Raw genomic sequence first — 24,140 nt, forward strand, 5'->3', positions numbered from 1 at the left:
CAACCGAAACGATTTTGTTGAAAATAAGACCAAAAGTTCGTGTGATCTACTTTAAGGACGGTGACATTCATGAATTTTCCACATTATATGACAACAGCACAAATTGGTACAAACTTCATAAATACCTGTTTGATACAATCCTTTATATGATAATATAATCAGTGTATTACATAAATTTACAAGGAGTGTATAAATGAAAAAGTTTGTTAGTTTAATAACTATTTTCCTGCTCTCATTGTCATTAGTATATCAGGTTTCTACTACTGTTAACGCTGCTGATGGTTCTGAACGAGTTAAAGGTGACAATCGTTATGAGACAGCTATTGCTATCTCTAAAAAAGGATGGCCTAATGGCTTAGAAACTAGTGAAAAGGCAGTAGTGTTAGCAAGAGCTGATAACCCAGCCGATGCTTTAGCTGCCGCAAGTCTTGCCGGTGTTAAAGAAGCTCCAATCTTGCTTACAAGCACCAACACTCTTCCAAGTTCTGTACATAATGAACTAAAGAGACTTGGAACAAAGAAAATTTATGCTCTTGGTGGAACCAATGCCATTAGCAACCGTGTTATTTCTGATCTTAAAAGTAAAAACTATTCTGTTGAACGTGTAAGTGGTAAGAACAGATATGAAACGGCATCGGCTATCAACGAAGAAGCAGGAACAGAGAATAACTCAGAAGCTATACTAGTTAACGGTCAAACTGTAGCTGACGCTCTCTCTGCTTCCAGCTATTCAGCTATTAATGAAGTTCCAATCTATCTTTCTACTAAAGATAGAATTCCATCCGACTTACCTAGTAATGTCGACAAGGTAACGATCTATGGCGGTACAGGTGTAGTTAGTCCTGGTGTTGAATCTTCCCTTAAACAGGATGGCATCACAGTTGATCGTATCTCGGGTAAAAACCGTTACATTACCAATATAAATGCTGCCAAGGAGTTGAATACTTCAAACGATGATTTTATTCTTGTACGAGGAATATCTGTAAGTAAGACTACTGAAGATTATCCAGATGCTGTAGCAGCCTCAGGCTTAGCAAATAAATTAGATATGGGAATCGTTTTATCCCACCCTACTGCTACTATCCAAGAAACAAAAGAGTACATTTCTACTCTTGATGGTAAAGCAGTCATCCTAGGTGGAACCAATGCCATTTCTAGTCAGGTTGCTTCTAACCTTTTATCTATTGGTGACCTTGAAGCTCACTTCATTTATGTAGGACAAGGTGACAGCACACTCATTCAAACACCTAATGGTAAAAACATTCTAATCGATGCAGGTAGACAAGGCGCTGGAGACGATGTTGTTTGCTATTTAGAGGATCATGGTGTTGATTCTTTAGATTTAGTTGTAGCAACCCATCCAGATGCTGATCATATCGGTGGATTGCTCGATGTTCTTAATGAGTTCCCTGTTGAGAAAGTTATTGACAGTGGAAAATCACATACTTCACAGACATACTACGATTACCTGAATTTAATTGATCAAAAAAATATCGAATTTGAAGTTCCGGAAGTTGGTTCTTATGTAGATGTGGATCCTCTTATTGATATTCAAGTTTTAAACAACGGTAAGGGTTACTCTGATAACAACAATGCTTCTGTAGCTTTAAAAGTAACTTATGGAGATATGGATTATCTTTTGACTGGTGATGCAGAAGCTGAAGCTGAATCTAATATGGTAGATCGCTTCAACGTTTCGTCAGAAATTTACAAAGTAGGTCATCACGGATCAAGCTCAAGCTCTACACCTAAGTTCTTGAATGAAGTGAACCCTGAATTTGCAGTTATTTCTGCAGGTATTGATAATCCTTATGGACACCCTGACAGTGAAGTAATTAACCGACTTAGAGGACTAGGGTTAGATTACTCAACTATTTGGGAACTGAATGGTGAAGATGTAGTTGTTTCAACAAATGGTAACAATATGTCAGCAAGTTCCTCTCCATCAGCTTGCGGGTCAGACAATCCAGCTCCTGAACCGGACCCCGATCCAGTGCCAGATCCAGAACCAACCACAGGAAAGCTTGATATTACTAACTTAGACCTTGATGCAGAAACTGTTAAGATAAAAAACATCGATAGCAGAAACATTTCAATGGAAGGTTGGATATTAGTAAGTGTTGATGGCAATCAAACCTTTGACTTCCCTAGTGATTACACACTTAAGAAAGGTGATACCGTCACTATAACCTCTGGAAGAAACTCTTATGAGAATCGACCCAGTGTATTACAATGGTCCAGAGCTTATCTTTGGGATAATAATGGTGATACCGCAAGACTATATGATCCTCAAGGGGGATTGATTGATGAATTCAAACGGTAAATACACTCTTGATCGCTTCGAAGGAAAATATGCTGTGCTTTTGTATAGATCAAATGAAAAACAACTTGTAAATATCGAAAAATATCAGCTACCCACTACTGCTAAAGAAGGCGATATTTTAGATATTGTATTAAAGGATGGTAATATCAAAACAGCCACTATTTTAGCAGAAGAAACTAAACAAGCCCAAGAAGCTGCTGATAATTTATTGAAAAAACTTAAAAATAAGTAATTTGAAAGCACCTAATTAATTAGGTGCTTTTTGTATTATTTATATAGTTAAAATAAGGGATTTATAGTAAAATTATCTTATCTATAAAGGGGGTTTTTTAGATGTTTGTGTTTCTATTTTTATTAGGTCTTTTAGCTTTGCTGGTTGCTCTTATCTACCTTACATATCACTTAATCAGTAAAGCAAAAAAGAAGGAAAGAGTACTTTCCAAAAAAATGCTCTATCCTTTGTTGATTGGCGGCCTTATTTTTATGATAGCCGGAATATCGTTTTATGACGATACTTCAGCAGCGCAATTGCAAGAAGAAATAGAGAAGAATGAATCATTAACCGAAGAAGCAGATTCACTAAAAGAAGAAAACAAAGATTTGTCTACTCAGCTTGAGGAAGTCTCTTCAAGCAAAACGGATTTGGAAACTAAACTGGAAGACAACAAGAAGAATTTAAAAAGCAAGACCGATGAATTAGATAAGTTAAAAACTTCTGCTAAAAGCTATGACAGTGAAAAAGAAAAGCTAAACGAGGAAATCGAAAGCTTAAAAAATAAGATAGATGACCAAGCAGACCAAATTAGCCAACTTGAGGGTGATAAATCATCTTTACAGGCGAAAGTTGAGGATTTACAATCAGTTGCATCAAGCAGCTCTAGCTCAAATAATTCATCCTCAAGTAATTCTTCCAATAGTAGTAATAGTGGCGGGAGTAGTAGCAGTACCTATTTTAAAAATTGTAGTGCAGCCAAGGCAGCTGGCGCTGCGCCTGTACGGCGGGGTGATCCAGGTTATGGATCACATCTTGACCGCGACGGTGACGGTATTGGATGTGAATAATATTTAGGACCGCCTTTATTTGGCGGTTTTTTTTCGTTGAAAAAGGGAACGTTTGTTCTTATAATAACCAATGAGGAAGGTGATTAGTATGAATTTCCCACAATACACTACAACCGCACTAGAAGACTGGGTATCAAATTGGTACATTAAGCACCGTTTCATATCTCCTATGGACTTAAGCCTAAGGAAAATTGCAATGAAATATGAAATTTTCATTCACTACAAACCTATGCAAAGTAGATACGTCCGATTTGGTCGGTACAAAGAAATTGTTCTCAATAATACACTTGATAATTTAGTTCAACGTGAACACTTCTTTCATGAACTCTGCCACGCTATTCGTCATGTTGGCAAGCAGTCCATGATGCCGGAAGCTTTTAGGGAGCTGCAAGAGCGCGATGCAAAGCATTTCACTCTTTATGCTGCTCTTCCCTTACATATGATTAAAAAGTACGACATAGGCGACCCAGAACTGTTAGAAAGATGGGTAAATGATTTTGGTGTCTCTTATGATTTATGCAAAGAACGATTGAACCAAATAAAGAGACGTTCTTATTGTACCAGCTCTTTTTAGATCTTTAACTAAACTAGATACAGGGGTGATCTCATGGGAAGTATTGAGAAACGTGGTAAAGGTTCATTTAGACTGTCTATAGTAACTGGTTACGATAAAAAAGGAAAACCAATTCGAGAAAGAAAAAACGTAAAGGTTAAGAACAAAACACTTGCTAAACAAGAGCTTGCAAAATTTGAAGCAGAAGTTTTGAGTGGGGATTATTCTAAACCCAACTACACAAGACTCGAAGACTTTTATCAGGAATGGGTTAAGAAGTATGCGGGAGACAAACTTTCTCCTCGGACATTAAGAGAGTATATGAGTATAATTGAAAAAAGAATTCTACCAGGTTACGGCCATCTAAAGTTGTCTGATATTAACGCTATGCATGTAGTTAACTTTCTAGATGAATTAAAGTACTCTAAAAATAGATTAGATGGTAAAGATGAAGCATTATCTCCTTCAACTATCAGAAACTGTTACAAGGCTTTTAAAAGCATGTTAACAGCTGCAGATGAGTTTGACCTAATAAAAAAGAATCCTGCAAGGAATATAAAGCCGCCTACTGTTAAACAGAAGAAACCTCTCTCCTATTCAAGAGATAAGATAGATCACCTCATCAATTGCATTAACCATGAACCTTTTGAGAAACAAGTAATGTTTTGGATTGCATTTGTAACTGGATGTAGAGAGGGCGAACTCGTTGCATTAGAGGAAAAACATATACTTAATGAAAAAAGCGCTATTCTTTTTGAACAGTCTCTTTCACAACAACAGAACGGAGAATTACTTATCAAAGAAATTAAAAACGGCATGGAGGGTACAGCTTCAATTCCTGGTAAGCTGTTGGAGATGGTTACTCAAATTAAAGCCAGGCGTAAGAAAGAATTTATCCGGACCAGGGATCGGCAATACGATCCCAATAGGGTTTTCCTTTTTGCTGACGAATTAGGCAAGCCCATGCGTCCGGATAGTGTCAGTCAATGGTGGGCACGGTTTAGGAAGCGTCATAATATCGAAGGTATTAGGTTCCATGATTTGAGGCACTACTCCGTGACTTACTTAATCCAACAAAATGTCCCTACCAAGTCCATTAGTCAAAGGGTAAGGCACCGCAAGATTGGAACTACTATGGACATTTATGGACATCATATAGAAGAGGTTGATCAAGTAGCTGCGGAACACTTCAACACCTTCTTCAATCAAAAAGAATCCTAAGTATTAAAGTATGTGGTAAAATAATTAGCTACAGCGTGCATTTTTATGTACGCTGTTTTATTTTTCAAATACAAGGAGTGAAACAAGTGATTGATGGATACCAATTATTTATGGAGAAATTCAACATCGATGAAAAACAAATGATTGAATTTGGTATTGATGAAACCATTGTAATTCCTGACAATCTCGTAAGAAGAGAATGGGAAATTTTAAAAAAGAATATTTACAGTGGAAAAGAAAAAATATTCGTCAGAGGATATGGGAGAGACGCTAAAGGAACGGATTTATACCTGAGATTATATGAGACACTGTTTGAGCATGGGGGATTTTATAAAGACCCAACTAATAATGCTGAACCAACAAAGTTATTAAAAAGGCTAACAGGATATTCCAGACAGGAAAAACCCACAACTAAGTATAACAGGCTTAGGAACTTTCAAGTTTCGCATATCTTCGGACGAACGAAAAACCCTTACTTGTTTACAGCTCCTTGGAACATAGTTTATGTCCCGAAAATCATGGATCCTTTTACAGGACATGAAAGCAAAGGTGAGCTCACAAAAAAATTTCAGAAAAGATTTTTGTCCTATTATCATTCTCACTTTAATGAATACATAACGGAATACAATGAACTCATGACTGAGTTGAAACCTAAACTGGAGATGTACCTATCTGATAATGAAAAAGAAATTCCTGATAAATTCAAATCTGATGCATTAGCGCAATTCAGCTTAATCGATCAATAAAAGTGAATCTGGTAAAATCCTGCCCCATTTCTGCCCCAAATGGGGTTTTTTAATGCAAACAGCTCAAATCATCACATATAAAGAAAAACGCTGAAACCCTTATATATCAAAGGTTTCAGCGTTTTCTCATTTAGCGTCCCAGGAGAGATTCGAACTCCCGACCCACAGCTTAGAAGGCTGTTGCTCTATCCAGCTGAGCTACTGGGACAAATAAATATGTATGGAGCGGGTGAAGGGAATCGAACCCTCATCATCAGCTTGGAAGGCTGAGGTTTTACCACTAAACTACACCCGCATATGTAAATGTGTTTCAGCCACATTTATCTTTCGCAGCATGCCCCTTCCTCTGAAAGCTTCGCAGGGAAGTAAAGTCCGTCGGGGCAACTCGCAGTGGATTCGGTAGAAGTTCAGCTCGTGGCTGAGGTTTTACTACTAAACTACACTCGCATGTAAAGCTATGTATGTGTGTTTCAAAAGATATTTTTTAACGTCCTTTTGAAGCGGACAAGAATTATTATATTAGGGATTCGCTTATATGTCAACAGATTGCAGCAAAGAATTTTAATTCTTTGCTGCTACTGCTGTTTCCATGGAGAGACCGTCAATTTTCTGCCCGTTCACATGGTAATACTGCAGGCGGACGTGATCGAGATCCTCCCACTCCAGAATGGCGTAGGTCGGTTCTTCGCGGTCACGTGGAAGTCTTGCGCTTCCCGGATTGATGAAGAGGGCGTCCTTCACCTTTTCCGCTCCTGCAATATGTGAATGTCCGAAGCAGGCGATCTGGGCTCCAGCTTCTTCCGCTCTGTAGGATAAGGGCATCAGGGTGGATTTCACTTGAAACAAATGCCCGTGCGTGACGAGGAATGTGATGTCTCCGACAGTGAAAACCTGATCGTTTTCCATTTCGGGTTCGAAGTCACAGTTTCCTTTGGCATAATGAAAGCCTTCCAGCTCCTTCGATCCGTAGGAGAGCTCGGAGTCGCCACAGTGGATCATAGCATCCACGTCACTGTGACGTTCTTTCACTTCCATTACTTCGTCGGTTAGTCCGTGTGTGTCACTGATGATGAGTACTTTCGGCATCCTTCATCCCCACTTTCAGGATTGAGTTTTCAGCCAGTCTTCGATCTGCACGATGGCATGATGACGGTGGCTGATGGCGTTCTTTTCGTCGGACGTGTGCTCAGCCATCGTCCGGCTGGAGCCTTCCGGGATGAACACAGGATCATATCCGAACCCTTGCTCTCCCTGCGGCTCCCCGGCAATTCGGCCTTCACACGTTCCACGCTTCGTAAACGTCGCTTCTCCCGGTCGTGCGACGGCTACGGCACAGACGAAACGGGCGGTCCGTTCTTCTTCGGACACTCCGTTCAGCTCGTTCAGCAGTTTAGCTGTATTTTTTTCGTCATCTTTTTCTATTCCTGCATAGCGGGCGGAATAAACCCCCGGCTCTCCGTTCAGGGCATCGACCTCTAAACCGGAATCATCGGCTACAACAGGGATGTTCAAGGCACGCATCATCGCTTCTGCTTTAATGACGGCATTCTCCTCAAACGTTTTACCGGTTTCTTCAATATCGATGGAAGGATCATGATCGAGAAGGGAAACGACGGAGATGCCGTATTTGCAAAACATCTCGCGGAACTCTTTGATCTTCCCTTCATTCTTAGTGGCGATTAATAGTTCCTTCATGCTTTGGCGGCTCCGGCTTTAGCACGAATCACGTCTGCCCACTCTCCGATTGCTTCTTCCTGAAGCTTGATCAGCTCCTGGACACCTTCATCGGCAAGAGAAAGCATTTTCTGAAGCTGCTGCATAGAGAAGGTTGCTTCTTCTCCTGTTCCCTGCAGTTCTACGAACTCGCCTTTGCCGGTCATGATGACGTTCATATCTACTTCGGCACGGCTGTCCTCTTCGTAACAGAGGTCAAGGATCTCTTTACCGTCCGGCAGTACACCGACGGAAATCGCCGTCAAGTAGTCGGTGATCGGCAGTTCTTTGATGGATTTTTTGTTCACAAGCTTTCCAAGGGCAAGCACAACAGCCACAAAGGCACCTGTAATGGAAGCTGTACGTGTTCCACCGTCAGCCTGGATGACGTCACAGTCGACCCAGATGGTGCGCTCTCCGATTTTATCAAGATCGACGACCGCACGAAGGGAACGGCCGATCAGGCGCTGGATTTCCATCGTCCGGCCGGACACCTTTCCTTTGGAAGATTCACGGATGTTGCGTGATTCCGTGGCTCTTGGAAGCATGGCGTATTCAGCTGTAATCCAGCCTTTGCCCTGACCACGTAAAAAAGGAGGCACTCGGTCCTCAATGCTGGCATTACAGATCACTTTTGTATCTCCAAAGCTGATGAGTACAGATCCCTCCGGGTGTTTCACATAATCGGTTTCTATTGTAACGGTTCTTAATTCATTGACTTCGCGTTGATCATTTCGCATCAATGATGACCTCCTTTTTCTTCATCATTATCCTTGCCCATCTTAACACAAATTACATACGTGCGGGTAGTTATTCATGAACGTAAAAGGCGCTTCAAAAGTGATTCACTTCTGAAGCGCCTGGTTTTACATTTCTTCAGCACCGCTGATGTCGGTTCTTGACACAGGCTCGGCGAGCGGTTCACCCGCTTCATTGATGACCTGCTCCGATCCTTCGACCTGAACTTCGACCGATTCCACATCCTCAAGATCCGTCATGCTTAACACAAGACTGGCGAGGGCAGCATCAGACAGGGCCGGCTGATCTGATCCTGTCAGGATTTTTTCATTGAAGGAAAGGGCGAGGACGCCGTTCTCCAGCCGGGAGCTGACCATTTCTGCCCCTTCATGGAAGGGGTTGGTCAAAGAGCTGCCGAGCTCAGGCCCTTCAAAAAGGGCCTCTACTCTTGCCGCATATTCATCACTGTCTTCAGCGACACGCGTGGTGACAGGAACGTGGTACACCTGCTCCCCGTTCTGGGCAGGGAAGTAGACGGTAACGGCCTTGCTGTTCAGCACATCGCGCTGCACGCCGACGTTGTTATTAATCCCGTCCGCCCGGGAGACGCCCTGTGAGATCGGGGTCCCGTCTACAGGCATGACTTCCTGCTCGTGTCCGTTGATCCACAGCTTAATCCGCTTCACGTTGTCAAACTGAGTGAGTGTGTAGGTCATCGCCTGAAGAATTTTCTCTTCATCCTTGGCCTCGTAATTTTTAAAGTCCTCCGACACATCGACGACAAGCGTTCCATTTTCTTCCGTATTCAACCCAAGAATTTCTGTTCCTGCCGGCAGAACGGCTTCAAACCCGTTCGGCAGCAGATTCGTGACCGGCCCATCCTTCACAAGGTATTCCAACGCCTGGGAAGCGACTTCCTGAGAAGCCGGCAGTTCCACAGTCTGTGGGGCGATCATTCCATTGGCATCCATTAAATAAAGCTCACGAGGGACGGTTGCTGTGGATTCCTGTTCTGTCGAATCCTCTGCTTTCTCTCCATCCTCCTCCGGTGCTGAACCATCCTCTTCCGGTGATGTTGTCACAGCTTCATCCGGAGCATCCATTTTCTCCAGCGACTGTTCTCCTTCAAACAGGCATCCGGCAAGCAGCCCCGTGCACATTAGAAGCACCAGGGCCGTCAAAAAGGATTTATAGCTGTATTTTCTCATTCTTTTCCCCCCTGAGATAGATTGTACTACCATGTATACGAGCCCTCGATTGGAATAGACCAGGGTAATTTGGAGGAGAACAGCATATGAAAAAGCTCCGCCTGTTTCAGGCGGAGCTTGATACGTGTTCCAGTTCTACCGATTTCAGGATCTGAATCGGCTCTTCAAACCAGCTGTTGGCGACGAGACGGAATTTCTCCATATCGCCGGTCGTGTAAAATTCATGCCTTGGTGTATGGTCATCGGTTTCCAGTGCTTTGTGATAGGCAAGAATCAGGCTCGCTTCACGGGCTGTTTCCTCACCGGAGCTGATGACCTGGATGTGATCCCCCATCTCGTTCTGGACCAGATCCTTGATGAGCGGATAATGGGTGCAGCCGAGGATCAATGTATCAATATGATTCATGTCCTTCAATGGCTGCAGCGTTCGGGAAACGATTCCTTCCGCTTTCGGACCGGATAATATCCCCTCTTCGACCATCGGGACAAACGGTGGACAGGCCAGGTCGTTCACCCGGATATCCTGATCAATGGAAGCAAGCGCCTGCGGATAGGCTTTGCTTTCAATAGTCCCTTCTGTACCAATGACGCCGATCCGTTTGTTCTGACTCACCTTGATGGCGGCACGTGCCCCCGGATCAATGACCCCGATAACCGGGATATCCAGTTCTTCCTGCAGCTCAGCCAGCGTATAAGCCGTCGCTGTGTTACACGCGACAACGAGCATTTTAATATTTTTCCCAAGCAGATAATTGACCATCTGCCATGTGAATGCCCGCACTTCTTCCTCTGAACGTGGACCGTACGGGCACCGCTTCGTGTCCCCAAGATAGATAAAGGTTTCCTTTGGTAACTGCCTCATCAACTCTCTCGCTACGGTCAGTCCCCCGACGCCAGAATCAATGACTCCGATTGCCTGTTTCACTCTGCATCCCTCTTTTATGGCTTAATGTTCTTCTTCATCGATTTCAATCATGTTCTCATGAAGGACGTGGAGCAGACGGTTCAGCGTTTCCACATCTTCTTCCGGAACATTTCTCAACACGTTTTCCAGGTAGTTCTGTCGTTTTTCGATCACTTCGTGAATGATCTTCTGTCCTTTGCTCAGTACATGGATCCTGACGACCCGGCGGTCCTTCGGGTCCCTGACCCGCTCAACCAGCTCGTTTTTCTCCATACGGTCGACAAGGTCCGTTGTCGTACTGCAGGCCAGGTGTATATGATTGGAGAGTTCCCCGATCGTTAAGTCCCCTTTTTCCATCAGCCACTGCAGCGCTACAAACTGCGGAGCTGTAATCGAGTAATGATTCAGGATAACTCGTCCTCTTTGTTTAATGATCCCGGATATGTAACGAAGTTCCTTCTCTACATCTGCGATCATAGATGTCTGCTGGGTTTCAGCCACATTCAGCACTCCTAACGAAATGACTTGATAAGTATCATTGTGGTCGTTTCTCTCTGAAATTTCAAGGTGAATGTATCCGGTGATACAAAAAACCCTTTCAGGTATGATCATCACCGCGTGACAGACCCTACCTGAAAGGACTCCCTCCAATCCACAGACCAAAGCCTCTGCTGCATCATGGAATTAAAGTTCCAGTTCACCCATACGCAGCAGTTCAACCACTGCCTGGGAACGGCCTTTCACTCCTAGCTTCTGCATGGCATTTGAAATGTGGTTCCGCACAGTTTTCTCCGAAATGAAGAGCTCTTTTGCGATCTCCCTTGTCGTCTTATCCTGTACTAGAAGCTCGAAGACTTCTCGCTCCCGCTTGGTAAGAATTTGTGTTGGCCGATAGCCGTCCTCCTTCACAAGCGTACCCCTCCTTGTTGTTCCTGAGCTTTTCTTGAGGGGAATTATTTAGTCTTTGTATCGTATGAGGGGATTAGCCCCCGTGTGCTACGCTTTCATGATTTAGACACAAGCCCGAGTTCCTGGGCTTTGAAAAGGGCTTCCGTCCTGGATCGGACGTTCAGCTTGTTGAAAATTCCGGTGAGCGTGTACTCCACGCTCCGCTGGGACATGTGGAGCGTCTGGGCGATTTCCCTGTTGGTGAAACCGGAAGCGACTTCCTTTAAAATCGACTGCTCCTTCTCATTCAGGGAGATGCCTTTATTTTCAGCTGACTCGATCGTTTCGGCCGTGCAGGCTTCTGTCCGGCGCAGCTGCTTGAAAAGATGGAGCGGAATGATCACTTCATCTCTGAGAGCCGCTTTGATCGCTGTAACGAGCTGTTCACTTGCCGCAGTTTTGCTGACAAAGCCGTTGATGTCCGCTTCCACAATCATATTGAAGTGCGTGCTCAAATCGAAGCCGGTATAGATGAGCATTTTAATATCCGGGAACGTTTTTCTTAGCCGTTTGGCCAGTTCAATGCCGTTCAGGCCGGGCATATATAAATCCAAAAGCAGCACATCGTAGGCTTTCTTTTCGAGGCAGCTTTCCAGATGATCGGTTTCGTGGATGACATCCACCTGCATATCCCCCTCCTGCTCGAGCATCGCTTTGGTGCCTGCTCCAACAGCGGGGTGGTCGTCGACTATTAATACGTGAATCATACGTGCTGGACCTCCTTGTGTGACGGATAGGGGAAAGTGATGGTCGTCCTGAATCCTTCCCCTGGTGCTGTGGTGATTTCCAGACTTCCATTTAAACCATTGACCCTCTGCTCAATTCCCGAAAGCCCGATATGGGAAAACAGGTCCCGCTTCATGGAATAATCCATTCCTTTTCCATTATCTGAATAATAGAGAACCACCTGGTCCTTCTCATTGAAAAGAGAGAGTTTGACAATTTTTGCTTCGGAATGTTTCATGGCATTCGTCAACAGTTCCTGGACAATCCGGAAAATTCCGAGAATCCTTTCTTGATCCAGCTCTGATTCAAACCGTTCATGAGAAAAGTAAACGGTGAAATTGGAACGAAGCTGATACTGATGGATCAAATTCTTCAATGACTGCACGAGCCCGAGTTCTTCGATAAAGGCCGGCCGCAGCTCGTTACACGTTTCCCTCGTGAGGTGGATACTGTCCAGAAGAGATTCCTTATACATCTTCAACTCAGCATGAAGACTCGTGGATAAATCGGTCCGGTTGCGGATCAGGTCGTCCATTTTACGGTACAGATACAGCTGCTCCTGGAGCACCGTATCGTGGATATCGATCGACAGCTGCTTCCGCTGGTTCTCCGCAATCGTAAATAAGAGCCGGGACAGCCATGCGGGATACTTCTGCGTCTGATCGTTTCTTAACGTGCGTAGCTCCTTGACCAGATCCTCAATCAAATTCATATTCTCTATCGCAATGTTGGCATGATGGGAGATGGTTTGTAAATACGTTTTTTCATCCCGGTTTAAAGTGGTAAAGTCCTTTTTCCCTCTGCACCAGAGCATCGTCATCTTCTCAAGTGACAGCCCGACGACGACACCGAATCCTTTATCCGTTTCAATGATGGAGCCGATGTCATAAGGGTGATGGAACAGGTGGTCGTCAAAATGGTCGACAATCCCCTCGGGAATTTCATTGTAGACACAGTACATCTTCCGCTTATTGTGTTTGGAGAAAATGTAGATGTCGCGTACACTCATCACGTTTTTAATTTCATCCCTCACGACCTTCATCAAATCAACCGCATTGGACTGATCCTTCATGTCGCTGGCCAGCCGGTGCATACTTTCCTGGTAGCTGTACCGTGCTGAAAAGAGAAACCGCTGCATACGGACGTCCAGCCCTTCCTTTAAGGATAAGAAGGCAATCAACGCTGTGTGCATCAATAAATACAGCTGGATATAGGACACCATCGACAAGCCGGATACAATCCACCCGATAACAGCTGTCAGTACGAAAGACGGGAGGACAGAAAGGATAAAGTAATAGCGCAGGCGGTTCATGATGAAATTGATATCAATCAGCTGTTCCCGTGTAATCAAATACATGAATGTGGCTGGAATAGCAATCAGAAACATGGCACCGAACTCCAGCGACACAATGGTCACGCCGGAAACGAGGACAGGGATCAAGTAAAGAAGAATATAAGGGAAAAACGCAACGGTCATTCCGATCGCCATATACTTAAAGACCGGTCCGACAGCGGCATGCCGGTAAATATATACACCCCTGTAGACGATCACAAAGGTAATGATATACAACCCAAGCAGACACGTGAGCGGCACCAGTTGAAAGTAGGACGGGTTTTGAAGAGTTACTAAATAATACGTATCCAGCAGGGAAACACCTGCCATGGCAGCGTATAAGAAATAGAGAATGTTCTTAGAGAACCAGACGACCTTCAATTCCTGAAAGTAATTGTGCAGGAAATGGAGAAGGATAACAGGAGCAATCAGGAATAAACTGGTATTCAAAACAAGACTATACAAGTCATCCCTCACGGCTCCACTGTTACTCAAATAAGCCGTAGCAATTGCCAGGAAATACAAAATCAGCTGTTCGGCCGAATACCGTTTAGGCACCCGTTTATGAACCAGATAAGAGATTCCTAGAATCGCCACAAAAAACAGCGCAGGAAGCAGAATATAAAACACCCAGTGGACCCGGCTGAACTGGTCGATGTCCCTGTACATCCGTACTTGTCCGGAAGATTCCACCGTGAAGGACTGGGCATTTTCCAGTTCATTGAACATCGAAAGAGAATGGTGAAGCCCCGGGCTCCCCCCATCCACAGAGAGAATAACAGATCCCGGCGGGACGTCCTGCCTGTCCGCCCAGCCCCCACTCTCTATGTCGGTTATGACCCAGCCGCTTTCCTGCTGTTCAGCATCAATCCCAAGATAAGGCTGGGTTACGGATAAGATTATTAAATAGCACGCTGATACAATAAAAAAGGTCAAAACAATCCATTGAGACCATTTGAAGTTTTTCATACTACGGCTCACCTTCTTACTTGAGCGAATTTCAGTCACATCTATTATACTATCCTTCTCAAGTCCTACAACCCCCTTATAGTCGGAAGAACTTGTAAGTTTTCTGTCCACCTCCTGACAATGACAGTAAAAAAAGGACCCCGGTCGGCTCCGGGGTCCTTCGCAGGGATTTATACCTGTTTATCACTGCCAAAGAAGCTCTTGAAAGATTCAACGGCGGTATCACGGTTCAGTGCCGCGATGGATGTTGTCAAAGGAATGCCTTTCGGACAGGACTGTACGCAGTTTTGTGCGTTCCCGCAGCCCATCAGACCTTCGCCATCCATAATCGTCTGCAGACGCTCGCTCTTGTTCATTTCTCCTGTCGGATGGGAGTTGAACAGGCGCACCTGGGACAATGGTGCAGGTCCGATAAAGTCGGACTTGCTGTTTACGTTCGGGCAGGCTTCCAGGCAGACACCGCATGTCATACATTTGGAAAGCTCATAGGCCCACTGACGCTTGCTTTCGGCCATACGTGGTCCAGGACCAAGATCGTATGTTCCATCGATCGGGATCCAGGCTTTGACCTTCTTCAAGGAATCAAACATCCGGCTCCGGTCAACCGCAAGGTCACGGTTGATCGGGAACGTGGACATCGGCTCCAGGCGGATCGGCTGTTCCAGCTGATCCACGAGCGCTGTACAGGATTGTCGTGGTGTTCCGTTGATCACCATAGAACAGGCCCCGCATACTTCTTCCAGGCAGCCCATGTCCCAATAGACCGGGGTGGTCGCCTCTCCCTCAGCATTGACAGGGTTCCGACGGATTTCCATAAGCGCAGAGATGACATTCATATTTTCACGATACGGAATCTCAAACTTTTCTTCATACGGAGACTGATCAGGATCGTCCTGTCGTTTGATGATCATCGTAATCATTTTATTTTCGCTCATGATCGTTACCTCCTTTATTTACTCTTCGAGTAGTCACGTTTACGAGGCTCGATTAAGGATGTATCGACATCGTCATAACGGAAAACCGGCTTGTTATTTTCTTTGTCGTAGCTTGCTACCGTTGTCTTCAGCCATTCTTCATCGTTACGATCCGGGAATTCAGGCTTATAATGGGCACCGCGGCTTTCATTACGGTTATAGGCCCCCTGTGTGATGACACGGGCCAGCTGCAGCATATTCCAAAGTTGGCGGGTAAACATCGCTCCCTGGTTGCTCCAGCGGGATGTATCGTTGATGTTGATGCGTTCATAACGTTCCATCAGCTCAACAATCTTCTTATCCGTCTCCAGCAGCTTGTCATTATCACGGACAACGGTCACGTTATCCGTCATCCATTCCCCAAGCTCTTTATGAATCTGATAGGCGTTTTCGTCGCCGTCCATACTCATAATGTTCTCGAATTTGTCCTGCTCTTCTTTGACGGCTTTGTCAAACAGCGCTGAACTCATATCGTCTGCAAGGGTTTCAAGACCATCCAGATATTTCACAGCATTCGGACCTGCTTCCATACCGCCGTAAATGGAGGAAAGAAGCGAGTTGGCTCCGAGACGATTGCCTCCGTGCTGTGTATAATCACATTCACCAGCGGCAAAAATTCCAGGAATGTTGGTCATCTGATCATAGTCGACCCACATGCCGCCCATCGAATAGTGTACGGCTGGGAAAATTTTCATCGGAACCTTCTTCGGATCTTCACCGACGAACTTCTCATAAATCTCTATGATGCCGCCAAGCTTAACATCCAGTTCCTTAGGATCTTTATGGGAGAGGTCAAGGTATACCATGTTTTCTCCGTTGATTCCCAGTTTCTGGTTAACACAAACGTCGAAAATTTCCCTCGTTGCGATATCACGCGGCACAAGGTTTCCGTATGCCGGATATTTTTCTTCAAGGAAATACCAAGGCTCCCCGTCTTTGTAAGTCCAGACACGTCCACCTTCTCCACGTGCCGACTCACTCATCAGGCGCAGTTTATCATCGCCGGGAATAGCAGTCGGATGGATCTGGATGAACTCCCCGTTGGCGTAGTTCACACCCTGCTGATACAAGGCTCCGGCAGCAGAGCCCGTGTTGATGACCGAGTTGGTGGACTTGCCAAAGATAATCCCGGGACCTCCGGTTGCCATAATGACGGCATCGGAAGGGAACGCTTTAATTTCATGGGTGCTCAAGTTCTGTCCGATCACTCCACGGCCGACACCATCGTCGCCGATAATCGCAGAAAGGAACTCCCAGTTTTCGTATTTCGTTACAAGACCGTTCACCTCGTGGCGGCGGACCTGTTCATCAAGGGCGTACAGCAGCTGCTGCCCTGTCGTAGCTCCGGCATAGGCTGTCCGGTGGTGCTGCGTTCCACCGAAGCGCCTGAAATCGAGAAGCCCTTCCGGCGTACGGTTGAACATGACTCCCATACGGTCCAGAAGGTGAATGATGCCGGGCGCTGCATCACACATCGCTTTGACCGGCGGCTGGTTGGCGAGGAAGTCGCCGCCGTAGACCGTATCATCAAAGTGCTCCCACGGGGAATCCCCTTCCCCTTTTGTATTGACGGCCCCGTTAATTCCGCCCTGGGCACATACAGAGTGAGAACGTTTAACGGGCACAATAGATAGAAGATCTACGTGAACCCCTTGTTCTGCTGCTTTAATTGTTGCCATCAAGCCGGCCAGGCCGCCGCCGACAACAACAATATTTTTATTTGTCATGATTGAAGCTCACTCCCTTAAGTACTGAAAATCTATAAAACTGCCATTGTTATGTTCATAGTTTAAATTCCGTAGGCAAACTGAATCAACGTGCGCACTCCCACATAGGAAATGGCAACGAAAACGATGATGCTTACGTAGGTCATGATCTTCTGAGAGCGTGGTGACACGGTGATGCCCCAGCTGACAAAGAAGGACCACAGTCCATTGGAAAAGTGGAAGGTTGTGGAAATTACACCAATTACATAGAACCAGAAGAAGAACGGCTCCGTTAAAATCCCTTCCATCAACTGATAGTTAAGATCCGCCCATCCAAAACCGATGGCGATCCGTGTCTCCCAGACGTGCCACGCAATAAAGATCAGCGTAACAATCCCTGTGATTCTTTGGAAAATGAACATCCAGTTCCGGAAATATCCGAAATTAGACAAGTTGCTTTTGGCTGTAAAGGCAATATACACACCGTAAATTGCGTGAAACAACAGTGGTAGGAAAATGATAAAGGTTTCCAGCACATACCGGTAAGGCAGACTCTCCATGAAATGTGCCGCATCATTGAATGCCTGTGGACCACGTGTTGCAAAATAGTTTACAGTCAAGTGCTGAATCAAAAAGATCCCGATTGGAATAACTCCCAGTAATGAATGTAGTCTTCGATTGACGTATCCGCGCGTTCCCGCCATATTTACCCCCCTCAAGATAGTAACAGATTGAATATGGACATTTTTCAGACAGTTAAGCGCTTTAATTCCGCTTAAAAAAATTATAGGAAAAGCCCCATTCCCTAAACTTGTCTGACGAATGTACAATTTGTGACATGTTTATTGTACTTCTATCCCGAATAAGCGTCAAGAAAGCGGGATTATAAAATGTTCAAAAATACACATTTATTTCCTTTTGATAAAATGAAAGAAATCATATTGCACCACTGAAGATTTCGAGTGATAATAAAGAGAGAAAGGAATGAGCGTTTTGAAAGAATCTACGAAACTAACAACAAGCAACATTTCATCGCTTGTGGGCACCGGAGCAGGGTTCGATTTAATGCGCTACTTCACCCTCCCTGACTTTCTCGGAAAAGATGCCCCTTATCTCCTTTATTACATGGGGAAAAACATGGCCCGTCAGACCAGTCTTGAAACTTTCGATGAGCTCTTTGAATTCTTCCAGTACATGGGCTGGGGAGAGCTCGTTAAAATAAAAGAAAAGAAGACCGAATACACCTTTCACCTGAAAGGGCACATGATCGAAAAACGCCTCCACCAAAAACTGCTGGACGTGGATTTTCGTTTGGAATGCGGATTTCTTTCCGAATCCATTACACAAATGACCGATGATACATATGAGTGCTTTGAAGAAGTAAACAAAAAAGACAATGTCGTGGAAATCAAAGCGATGAAAGCATAAGAAAGAACCAGCTGTTATTCCTCAGCTGGTTCTTCTTGTTCATCAGGATCGTCCTGGTTGTCATTCAAATGAATGAGGATCGTGTTGGCTACAGGTTCCGGAATTCCGAGCTTCGTAATTGACTGAATATCTGCTTCCTTGATTTCTGTCACGGATTTAAAATGACGAAGCAGGAGGCGTCTCCGCTTCTGACCGACACCAGGAATTTCATCCAGCTCGGACTGGATGGCTCCTTTTCCGCGCAGCTGCCTGTGGAAGGAGATGGCGAATCGGTGGACTTCGTCCTGAATCCGCTGGACGAGGTAAAATTCCTGCGATTTTCTATCCAGATCCACCGGCGAAGGAGGATCTCCATACAGGAGTTCGCTCGTCTTGTGCTTATCGTCCTTGGCAAGGCCGCAGAGCGGAACATCTACCCCAAGCTCGTTCTCCAACACATCAAGGGCGGCGGACATCTGCCCTTTCCCTCCATCTACCACAATCAGATCCGGCAGCGGGAGGTCTTCTTTTAAGACACGCTGGTACCGCCTGCGAATCACTTCACGCATCGTTTCATAGTCATCCGGGCCTTTAACATCCCGGACTTTGTATTTTCTGTACTCTTTTTTATCGGCACGGCCGTCCGTAAAGACGACCATCGCTGAAACCGGATCCGCGCCCTGGATATTGGAGTTATCAAACGCCTCAATCCGGTGCGGGGTTTCGATATGAAGTTTTTCTCCCAGCGATTCCACGGCTTTGATCGTCCGCTCTTCATCACGCTCAATCAAGGCGAACTTCTCTTCAAGGGAAATCTTGGCGTTTTTCATGGCCAGTTCCACTAGTTCCTTCTTGCGCCCCCGCATCGGAATCATCACCTTCGTATCAATGGCGCCTTCCAGAACATCAACGTTCGTCGCCACAGGCACGAGCACCTGCTTTGGATACGGGTGGTTTTGATGCAGGTAAAACCTGGCGATGAAGCTGAGGAAGGTCTCTTCCGGATCATCAAAGAACGGGAACAGCGAGACGTCGCGTTCGATCAGCTTGCCCTGGCGGATGAAAAAGACCTGCACGCACATCCACCCTTTATCATAGCTGTATCCAAAAATATCCCGGTCCACTTGATCGTTCATGGTCATCTTCTGCTGCTCCATGACCGATTCAATGTGTTCAATCTGGTCTCTGAGCTCCTTGGCCCGCTCAAAATCCAGCTCCTCTGAGGCATCGAGCATCTTCTGCTTTAAGTCTTTTTTGATTTCCTTATGACCACCGTTCAGGAAGGATGTAATCTGCTGGACGATTTCATCATTCGTCTGTTTTGTAACCTTGAACTCACAGGGGCCGAGGCACTGGTGCATATGATAGTACAGGCACACACGGTCCGGCATCGTGTTGCACTTTCTCAGAGGGTACAGCCGGTCGAGCAGCTTCTTCGTCTCCCTTGCCGCAATGACGTTCGGATAGGGACCGAAGTATTTCCCCTTATCTTTCTTCACATTCCTCGTTACGATCAGCCGGGGATGACGTTCACCGGTCACTTTCAAATAAGGATAAGTCTTATCATCTTTCAATAGAACATTGTATTTCGGATCATACTTTTTGATCAGGTTCATCTCAAGAATCAGCGCCTCTATTTCAGAGGTGGTGACAATGTATTCAAAATCGACGATCTCCCGCACAAGACGCTGGGTCTTTCCGTCATGGGCTCCGGTAAAGTAGGAGCGCACGCGGTTTTTCAATACTTTGGATTTCCCCACATAAATAATTGTCCCGTGCTTATCTTTCATTAAATAACAGCCGGGCTGGTCTGGTAAAACGGCCAGTTTCTCCTTAATCGTTGAATTCATTGTTTTCACTCCATACTGTCAGAAGGATATATAATGAAAATACCACACGACCGGTACATTTATGCATGATAAAAGCCGCGCTGCATACAGCGCGGCTTTCTACGATCACCTTTTTACTCAGGCATGTTTCGTAATGATTTCAGTTAGCGCTTCTTTAGGCTGGAAGCCGATAACCTGGTCAACAACCTGGCCGTCTTTGAAAAGAAGCAGTGTCGGGATACTCATAACGCCGAATTTACCAGCTGTTTCCTGGTTTTCATCAACATCGAGTTTCACGATTTTTACTTGGTCGCTCATTTCCGCATCGATTTCTTCCAATACAGGAGCGATCATTTTACAAGGTCCGCACCAAGGTGCCCAGAAATCTGCAAGGACAAGTCCCTGGCCTGTTTCTTCTGTAAATGTTTGATCAGTCGCTTTTACAATTGCCATACTATAATTCCTCCTCGACCTTTTAGTCTGTAAAGAGTATATCACTATCTATTGTTAGTGACTAATATTTTGTTTATACCCTATTTAAACATGGAATAAAGCCGAAGCCAAATGATCGGCTCCGGCTTTTTCCTATGCGTTTACTTTCATCTGCTTGATTTCTTCGGTCAGTTTCGGGATGACATCGAACAAGTCACCGACGATGCCGTAATCAGCTACATTGAAAATATTCGCTTCCGGATCTTTATTGACGGCTACAATGACTTTGGAATTGGACATTCCCGCTAAGTGCTGAATCGCACCGGAAATCCCGCAGGCAATGTAGAGGTCCGGTGTAACGACCTTCCCTGTCTGACCGATCTGCAGGGAGTAGTCGCAGTAACCGGCATCACACGCACCACGGGAGGCCCCTACGGTTCCGCCGAGCGCTTCGGCTAGCTGTTCAAGCGGCTCGAATCCTTCTGCACTTTTCACCCCGCGTCCTCCGGCTACAATGACTTTGGCTTCGGATAAATCCACGCCATCGGAGGATTTTTTCAGGACCTCTTTGATGATTGTGCGGATGTTGGAGATTTGGACCTCTTTCTCTGATACCGCACCGGTCAAGGAATCATCACGATTCAGGGACGGGATGTTATTTGGACGAATGGTAGCAAAAATCAGTCCGTCTGTAATCTTTTTCTTTTCAAAAGCTTTACCAGAATAAATGGGACGGGTGAAGACGATATCTCCGCCTTCGACTACAACTTCCGTTGCATCTGAAATCAGCCCGGACTCCAGCCTGCTGGCAAGCTTCGGCGTCAAGTCCTTCCCGATGGCGGTATGCCCCATGATGATCCCTTCCGGAGACTCATCGTCAATCACCTGATGGACTGCCTGGGCATATCCATCGGATGTATACGTTTTCAATTCCGGGTTTGAAACAGTGATGACACGTGCGGCGCCGTAATACACCATTTCCTGTGCCATTTCCTTCAAATCCCCGTCTCCGCAGAGGACACCGACCACTTCGCCGCCATCACTGACGAGATTCGCTGCAGCAATTGCTTCAAAAGTGACGTTACGGAGAGATCCCTCTCTCGCTTCTCCAATGACCAATACTTTTTTGCTCATAACCCATTCTCCTTTCCCTTTGTCTATTTACAGGACTTTCGCTTCAGTTTTTAGTAAGGAAACCAGTTCTTTCACCTGATCGTCGACTTCCCCTTCAAGAACCTTGCCGGCTTCTTTCGCAGGTGGAAGGAAAATCTCCATGGTGGTTGTTTTCGCTTCTACATCATCTTCCTCTAAGTCCAGATCATCTATCTCCAGCTCTTCCAGCGGCTTTTTCTTCGCTTTCATGATTCCAGGAAGAGATGGATAGCGCGGCTCGTTCAACCCTTGCTGGCACGTAACGATCAAGGGCAGGGAAGTTTCCACCTTCTCTACATCCCCTTCCACGTCCCGCTCGATATTCACGGTGCTGCCATCGACTTCGATCTTCGTAATCGTCGTCACACAGGCCATATCCAGCCGTTCTGCCAGGCGTGGGCCGACCTGACCGCTGGCCTCGTCAATCGCGACATTACCAGCTAATATGATGTCGGCTTCCTTATCCTCGAAAAAGGCTTCCAAAATCTTGACGGTTGTAAACTGGTCACCTTCTTCAAGGTCATCCTCTGTATTAACCAAGACGGCTTTGTCCGCCCCCATCGCCAGGGCTGTACGAAGCTGTTTCTCAGCGTCCTCTTCGCCGATCGTCACGACCGTAACCTCACCGCCGTGGGCGTCACGGAGATTGATCGCTTCCTCCACGGCATATTCATCATAAGGGTTGATGATGTATTCAGCTCCGTCATCAGCAATCGCTCCACCATTGACCGCGATCTTTTCCTCTGTATCAAACGTTCTTTTAAGCAGTACATAAATGTTCATTGTCTATGACCTCCTAAAGCATTAATGTTTGAAATCAGGTTTCCTCTTCTCAATAAACGCCTGAATGCCTTCTTTGGCATCCTCTTTCCCAAAGACATCGCCGAAGGCTTCCGCCTCAGCGCGGTTCCCTTCCTCGAACTGAGGATTATGTGTCAGAGGAACGAGATTCATCACATGATGAATCGTCGGACCGCTCTTCTCCGCAATAGCAGCGGCCAGTTTTGCCGCCTCTCCATGCACTTCCTCAGCAGAAAAGCTCTTGTTGACCAGCCCGCTGGCCGCCGCTTCCTGCCCGGTGATTGGAACACCCGTCAAAATCATTTCATAAGCTCTAGCTGCTCCGACGTACCTTGGAAGCCGCTGGGTCCCTGCAAAGCCTGGTATAATTCCAAGGTTGATTTCCGGAAGTCCGAGTTTGGCATCTTCTGCGGCGTAGCGGATGTGACACGCCATCGCCAGTTCCAGGCCGCCTCCAAGGGCAGCTCCGTGTATGGATGCAATCACTGGGATATGGAAGTTTTCGATCCGCTGAAAAAGCTTCTGTCCCTTGGAGGACAGGGACTTGTAATCATCCGCGCCCTGCAGGGTCGTGAATTCCTTAATATCTGCCCCGGCCGAGAAAAATCTTCCTTCGCCTTTCAGAAGGATGGCCTTGACGGATGCGTCCTGCTCCACCTTATCCAGTTCTGCAGAGAGGTCCTTTAGAATATGGCTCGACAAAGCATTGGCCGGAGGACTCTGCAGGGTGATCTCTGCAACATGGTTTTGGATTTCCATCGTTAATGTTGACAACATTACCTCTCCTCTTCTTCACGATTCCGGGCTAATCCATAGATAATTAAGCTATGGACTTCACTTGCCTGGTCTACTATGTTATAACGCTGATCCTTCATGACCCAGTTGGTTACCGTCTCATCCATCATCCCGAAAATCATCTGACGTACGAGACGGCGGTCCAAGCCATTTCGGAACAGCCCTTCCTCCACACCTTCCTCGACGATTTGGTCGATGACATTCAAATAGCGCTTTAAGACATTGTTGATTTTCTGTCTTAAGTCCTTGTTTGATTGTCTCAGCTCCAACTGGGTGACAATAGCCAGATGGTGATCGGCAGCCAGCTGCTCAAAGTGCGTATGGATCAGCGTATGGAGCTTTTCATCCGCTGACTGCCTGGAGGTGGTTTCCTGCTCAATCTTTTCTATGAACTGCCCCATTTTCTCCTGAAACAGTGAAACGAGGATATCTTCCTTGTTTTTGAAGTATAAATAAATCGTGCCGTCCGCCACTCCTGCTTTTTTAGCAATCTTTGATACCTGTGAGGAATGGTACCCATTTTCAGCAATGACCTCGACCGCTGCATCTATAATCTGTTTGAATTTCGGTTTGTTTTTTTTCATGTGGATATCTCCTTGA

General features: G+C 45.7%; 25 protein-coding genes and 2 tRNA genes. 7 read left to right on the forward strand and 20 right to left on the reverse strand.

What is annotated here, in order from left to right; all coding sequences use genetic code 11:
- Positions 1-193: 193 nt before the first annotated feature.
- From ACXAJH_RS06425 to ACXAJH_RS06450, 6 genes are all read left to right on the forward strand, one after another.
- A complete protein-coding gene (locus ACXAJH_RS06425; RefSeq protein ID WP_474993392.1) occupies positions 194-2,323 on the forward strand; it encodes a cell wall-binding repeat-containing protein in 2,130 nt (709 codons plus the stop codon).
- A complete protein-coding gene (locus ACXAJH_RS06430) occupies positions 2,307-2,555 on the forward strand; it encodes a DUF3006 domain-containing protein (RefSeq protein ID WP_474993393.1) in 249 nt (82 codons plus the stop codon). Before ACXAJH_RS06425 ends, ACXAJH_RS06430 begins: the two co-directional genes overlap by 17 nt.
- Positions 2,556-2,656: 101 nt before the next feature.
- On the forward strand, positions 2,657-3,385 hold the full coding sequence (locus ACXAJH_RS06435; RefSeq protein ID WP_474993394.1) for an excalibur calcium-binding domain-containing protein: 729 nt from the start codon (positions 2,657-2,659) through the stop codon (positions 3,383-3,385).
- A gap of 88 nt (positions 3,386-3,473) precedes the next feature.
- Positions 3,474-3,959 carry an ImmA/IrrE family metallo-endopeptidase gene (locus ACXAJH_RS06440; protein ID WP_474993396.1) on the forward strand — a complete coding sequence of 162 codons (486 nt, stop codon included), beginning with the start codon at positions 3,474-3,476 and terminating at the stop codon, positions 3,957-3,959.
- A gap of 33 nt (positions 3,960-3,992) precedes the next feature.
- Positions 3,993-5,159 carry a tyrosine-type recombinase/integrase gene (locus ACXAJH_RS06445; RefSeq protein WP_474993398.1) on the forward strand — a complete coding sequence of 389 codons (1,167 nt, stop codon included), beginning with the start codon at positions 3,993-3,995 and terminating at the stop codon, positions 5,157-5,159.
- Between the two features lie 86 nt (positions 5,160-5,245).
- Positions 5,246-5,905, forward strand: a complete 660-nt coding sequence (locus ACXAJH_RS06450) for a hypothetical protein (protein WP_474993399.1) — start codon at positions 5,246-5,248, stop codon at positions 5,903-5,905.
- A 134-nt stretch (positions 5,906-6,039) separates the two neighbouring features.
- Here the strand turns inward: ACXAJH_RS06450 and ACXAJH_RS06455 are convergent.
- The 14 genes from ACXAJH_RS06455 to ACXAJH_RS06520 all read right to left on the reverse strand — a co-directional run bounded on the left by ACXAJH_RS06455 (position 6,040) and on the right by ACXAJH_RS06520 (position 17,828).
- Positions 6,040-6,113, reverse strand: a tRNA-Arg gene (locus ACXAJH_RS06455).
- A gap of 13 nt (positions 6,114-6,126) precedes the next feature.
- Positions 6,127-6,200 (reverse strand) — tRNA-Gly (locus tag ACXAJH_RS06460).
- Between the two features lie 266 nt (positions 6,201-6,466).
- Positions 6,467-6,991 (reverse strand): metallophosphoesterase, encoded by a 525-nt coding sequence (locus ACXAJH_RS06465; protein WP_474993401.1) that lies wholly within the window; start codon positions 6,989-6,991, stop codon positions 6,467-6,469.
- Between the two features lie 15 nt (positions 6,992-7,006).
- Entirely contained in the window at positions 7,007-7,600 is a 594-nt protein-coding gene (locus ACXAJH_RS06470; protein WP_474989511.1) for an XTP/dITP diphosphatase, read from the reverse strand.
- Entirely contained in the window at positions 7,597-8,358 is a 762-nt protein-coding gene (gene rph, locus ACXAJH_RS06475) for a ribonuclease PH (RefSeq protein ID WP_160840747.1), read from the reverse strand. Before rph ends, ACXAJH_RS06470 begins: the two co-directional genes overlap by 4 nt.
- Before the next feature lie 126 nt (positions 8,359-8,484).
- Positions 8,485-9,564, reverse strand: a complete 1,080-nt coding sequence (locus ACXAJH_RS06480; RefSeq protein WP_474969141.1) for a GerMN domain-containing protein — start codon at positions 9,562-9,564, stop codon at positions 8,485-8,487.
- A 106-nt stretch (positions 9,565-9,670) separates the two neighbouring features.
- Positions 9,671-10,489, reverse strand: a complete 819-nt coding sequence (gene racE, locus ACXAJH_RS06485) for a glutamate racemase (RefSeq protein WP_027955213.1) — start codon at positions 10,487-10,489, stop codon at positions 9,671-9,673.
- A gap of 21 nt (positions 10,490-10,510) precedes the next feature.
- Complete coding sequence (locus ACXAJH_RS06490) at positions 10,511-10,945, reverse strand: MarR family winged helix-turn-helix transcriptional regulator (RefSeq protein ID WP_474972295.1); 435 nt, start codon at positions 10,943-10,945, stop codon at positions 10,511-10,513.
- Between the two features lie 207 nt (positions 10,946-11,152).
- A complete protein-coding gene (locus ACXAJH_RS06495) occupies positions 11,153-11,377 on the reverse strand; it encodes a helix-turn-helix domain-containing protein (RefSeq protein ID WP_008635211.1) in 225 nt (74 codons plus the stop codon).
- Positions 11,378-11,472: 95 nt separating this feature from the next.
- Positions 11,473-12,123 (reverse strand): response regulator transcription factor, encoded by a 651-nt coding sequence (locus ACXAJH_RS06500; RefSeq protein WP_027955211.1) that lies wholly within the window; start codon positions 12,121-12,123, stop codon positions 11,473-11,475.
- Complete coding sequence (locus ACXAJH_RS06505) at positions 12,120-14,444, reverse strand: ATP-binding protein (protein WP_474993403.1); 2,325 nt, start codon at positions 14,442-14,444, stop codon at positions 12,120-12,122. The genes ACXAJH_RS06500 and ACXAJH_RS06505 overlap by 4 nt, the downstream gene beginning before the upstream one ends.
- A gap of 170 nt (positions 14,445-14,614) precedes the next feature.
- Entirely contained in the window at positions 14,615-15,379 is a 765-nt protein-coding gene (gene sdhB, locus ACXAJH_RS06510; RefSeq protein WP_160836293.1) for a succinate dehydrogenase iron-sulfur subunit, read from the reverse strand.
- Positions 15,380-15,393: 14 nt separating this feature from the next.
- Positions 15,394-17,145 (reverse strand): succinate dehydrogenase flavoprotein subunit, encoded by a 1,752-nt coding sequence (gene sdhA / locus ACXAJH_RS06515; RefSeq protein ID WP_474989515.1) that lies wholly within the window; start codon positions 17,143-17,145, stop codon positions 15,394-15,396.
- 62 nt (positions 17,146-17,207) lie between these two features.
- Positions 17,208-17,828 carry a succinate dehydrogenase cytochrome b558 subunit gene (locus ACXAJH_RS06520; RefSeq protein WP_027955207.1) on the reverse strand — a complete coding sequence of 207 codons (621 nt, stop codon included), beginning with the start codon at positions 17,826-17,828 and terminating at the stop codon, positions 17,208-17,210.
- Between the two features lie 280 nt (positions 17,829-18,108).
- Here ACXAJH_RS06520 and ACXAJH_RS06525 point away from each other — a divergent pair, with 280 nt between their 5' ends.
- Positions 18,109-18,552 (forward strand): YslB family protein, encoded by a 444-nt coding sequence (locus ACXAJH_RS06525; protein WP_474969146.1) that lies wholly within the window; start codon positions 18,109-18,111, stop codon positions 18,550-18,552.
- Between the two features lie 14 nt (positions 18,553-18,566).
- On the opposite strand, the gene uvrC is transcribed toward ACXAJH_RS06525, so the two are convergent.
- From uvrC to ACXAJH_RS06555, 6 genes are all read right to left on the reverse strand, one after another.
- On the reverse strand, positions 18,567-20,381 hold the full coding sequence (gene uvrC, locus ACXAJH_RS06530; RefSeq protein WP_474969147.1) for an excinuclease ABC subunit UvrC: 1,815 nt from the start codon (positions 20,379-20,381) through the stop codon (positions 18,567-18,569).
- A gap of 117 nt (positions 20,382-20,498) precedes the next feature.
- On the reverse strand, positions 20,499-20,855 hold the full coding sequence (gene trxA / locus ACXAJH_RS06535) for a thioredoxin (RefSeq protein ID WP_280513303.1): 357 nt from the start codon (positions 20,853-20,855) through the stop codon (positions 20,499-20,501).
- A 90-nt stretch (positions 20,856-20,945) separates the two neighbouring features.
- Positions 20,946-21,926 (reverse strand): electron transfer flavoprotein subunit alpha/FixB family protein, encoded by a 981-nt coding sequence (locus ACXAJH_RS06540; protein ID WP_474969148.1) that lies wholly within the window; start codon positions 21,924-21,926, stop codon positions 20,946-20,948.
- A 27-nt stretch (positions 21,927-21,953) separates the two neighbouring features.
- Positions 21,954-22,727 (reverse strand): electron transfer flavoprotein subunit beta/FixA family protein, encoded by a 774-nt coding sequence (locus ACXAJH_RS06545; RefSeq protein ID WP_474971163.1) that lies wholly within the window; start codon positions 22,725-22,727, stop codon positions 21,954-21,956.
- Positions 22,728-22,748: 21 nt separating this feature from the next.
- Positions 22,749-23,522 carry an enoyl-CoA hydratase gene (locus ACXAJH_RS06550; RefSeq protein WP_474971162.1) on the reverse strand — a complete coding sequence of 258 codons (774 nt, stop codon included), beginning with the start codon at positions 23,520-23,522 and terminating at the stop codon, positions 22,749-22,751.
- Complete coding sequence (locus ACXAJH_RS06555) at positions 23,522-24,124, reverse strand: TetR/AcrR family transcriptional regulator (protein ID WP_027955200.1); 603 nt, start codon at positions 24,122-24,124, stop codon at positions 23,522-23,524. Before ACXAJH_RS06555 ends, ACXAJH_RS06550 begins: the two co-directional genes overlap by 1 nt.
- Positions 24,125-24,140: the final 16 nt, after the last annotated feature.

The sequence above is a fragment of the Halobacillus sp. ABD4_316 genome, from assembly GCF_056161385.1.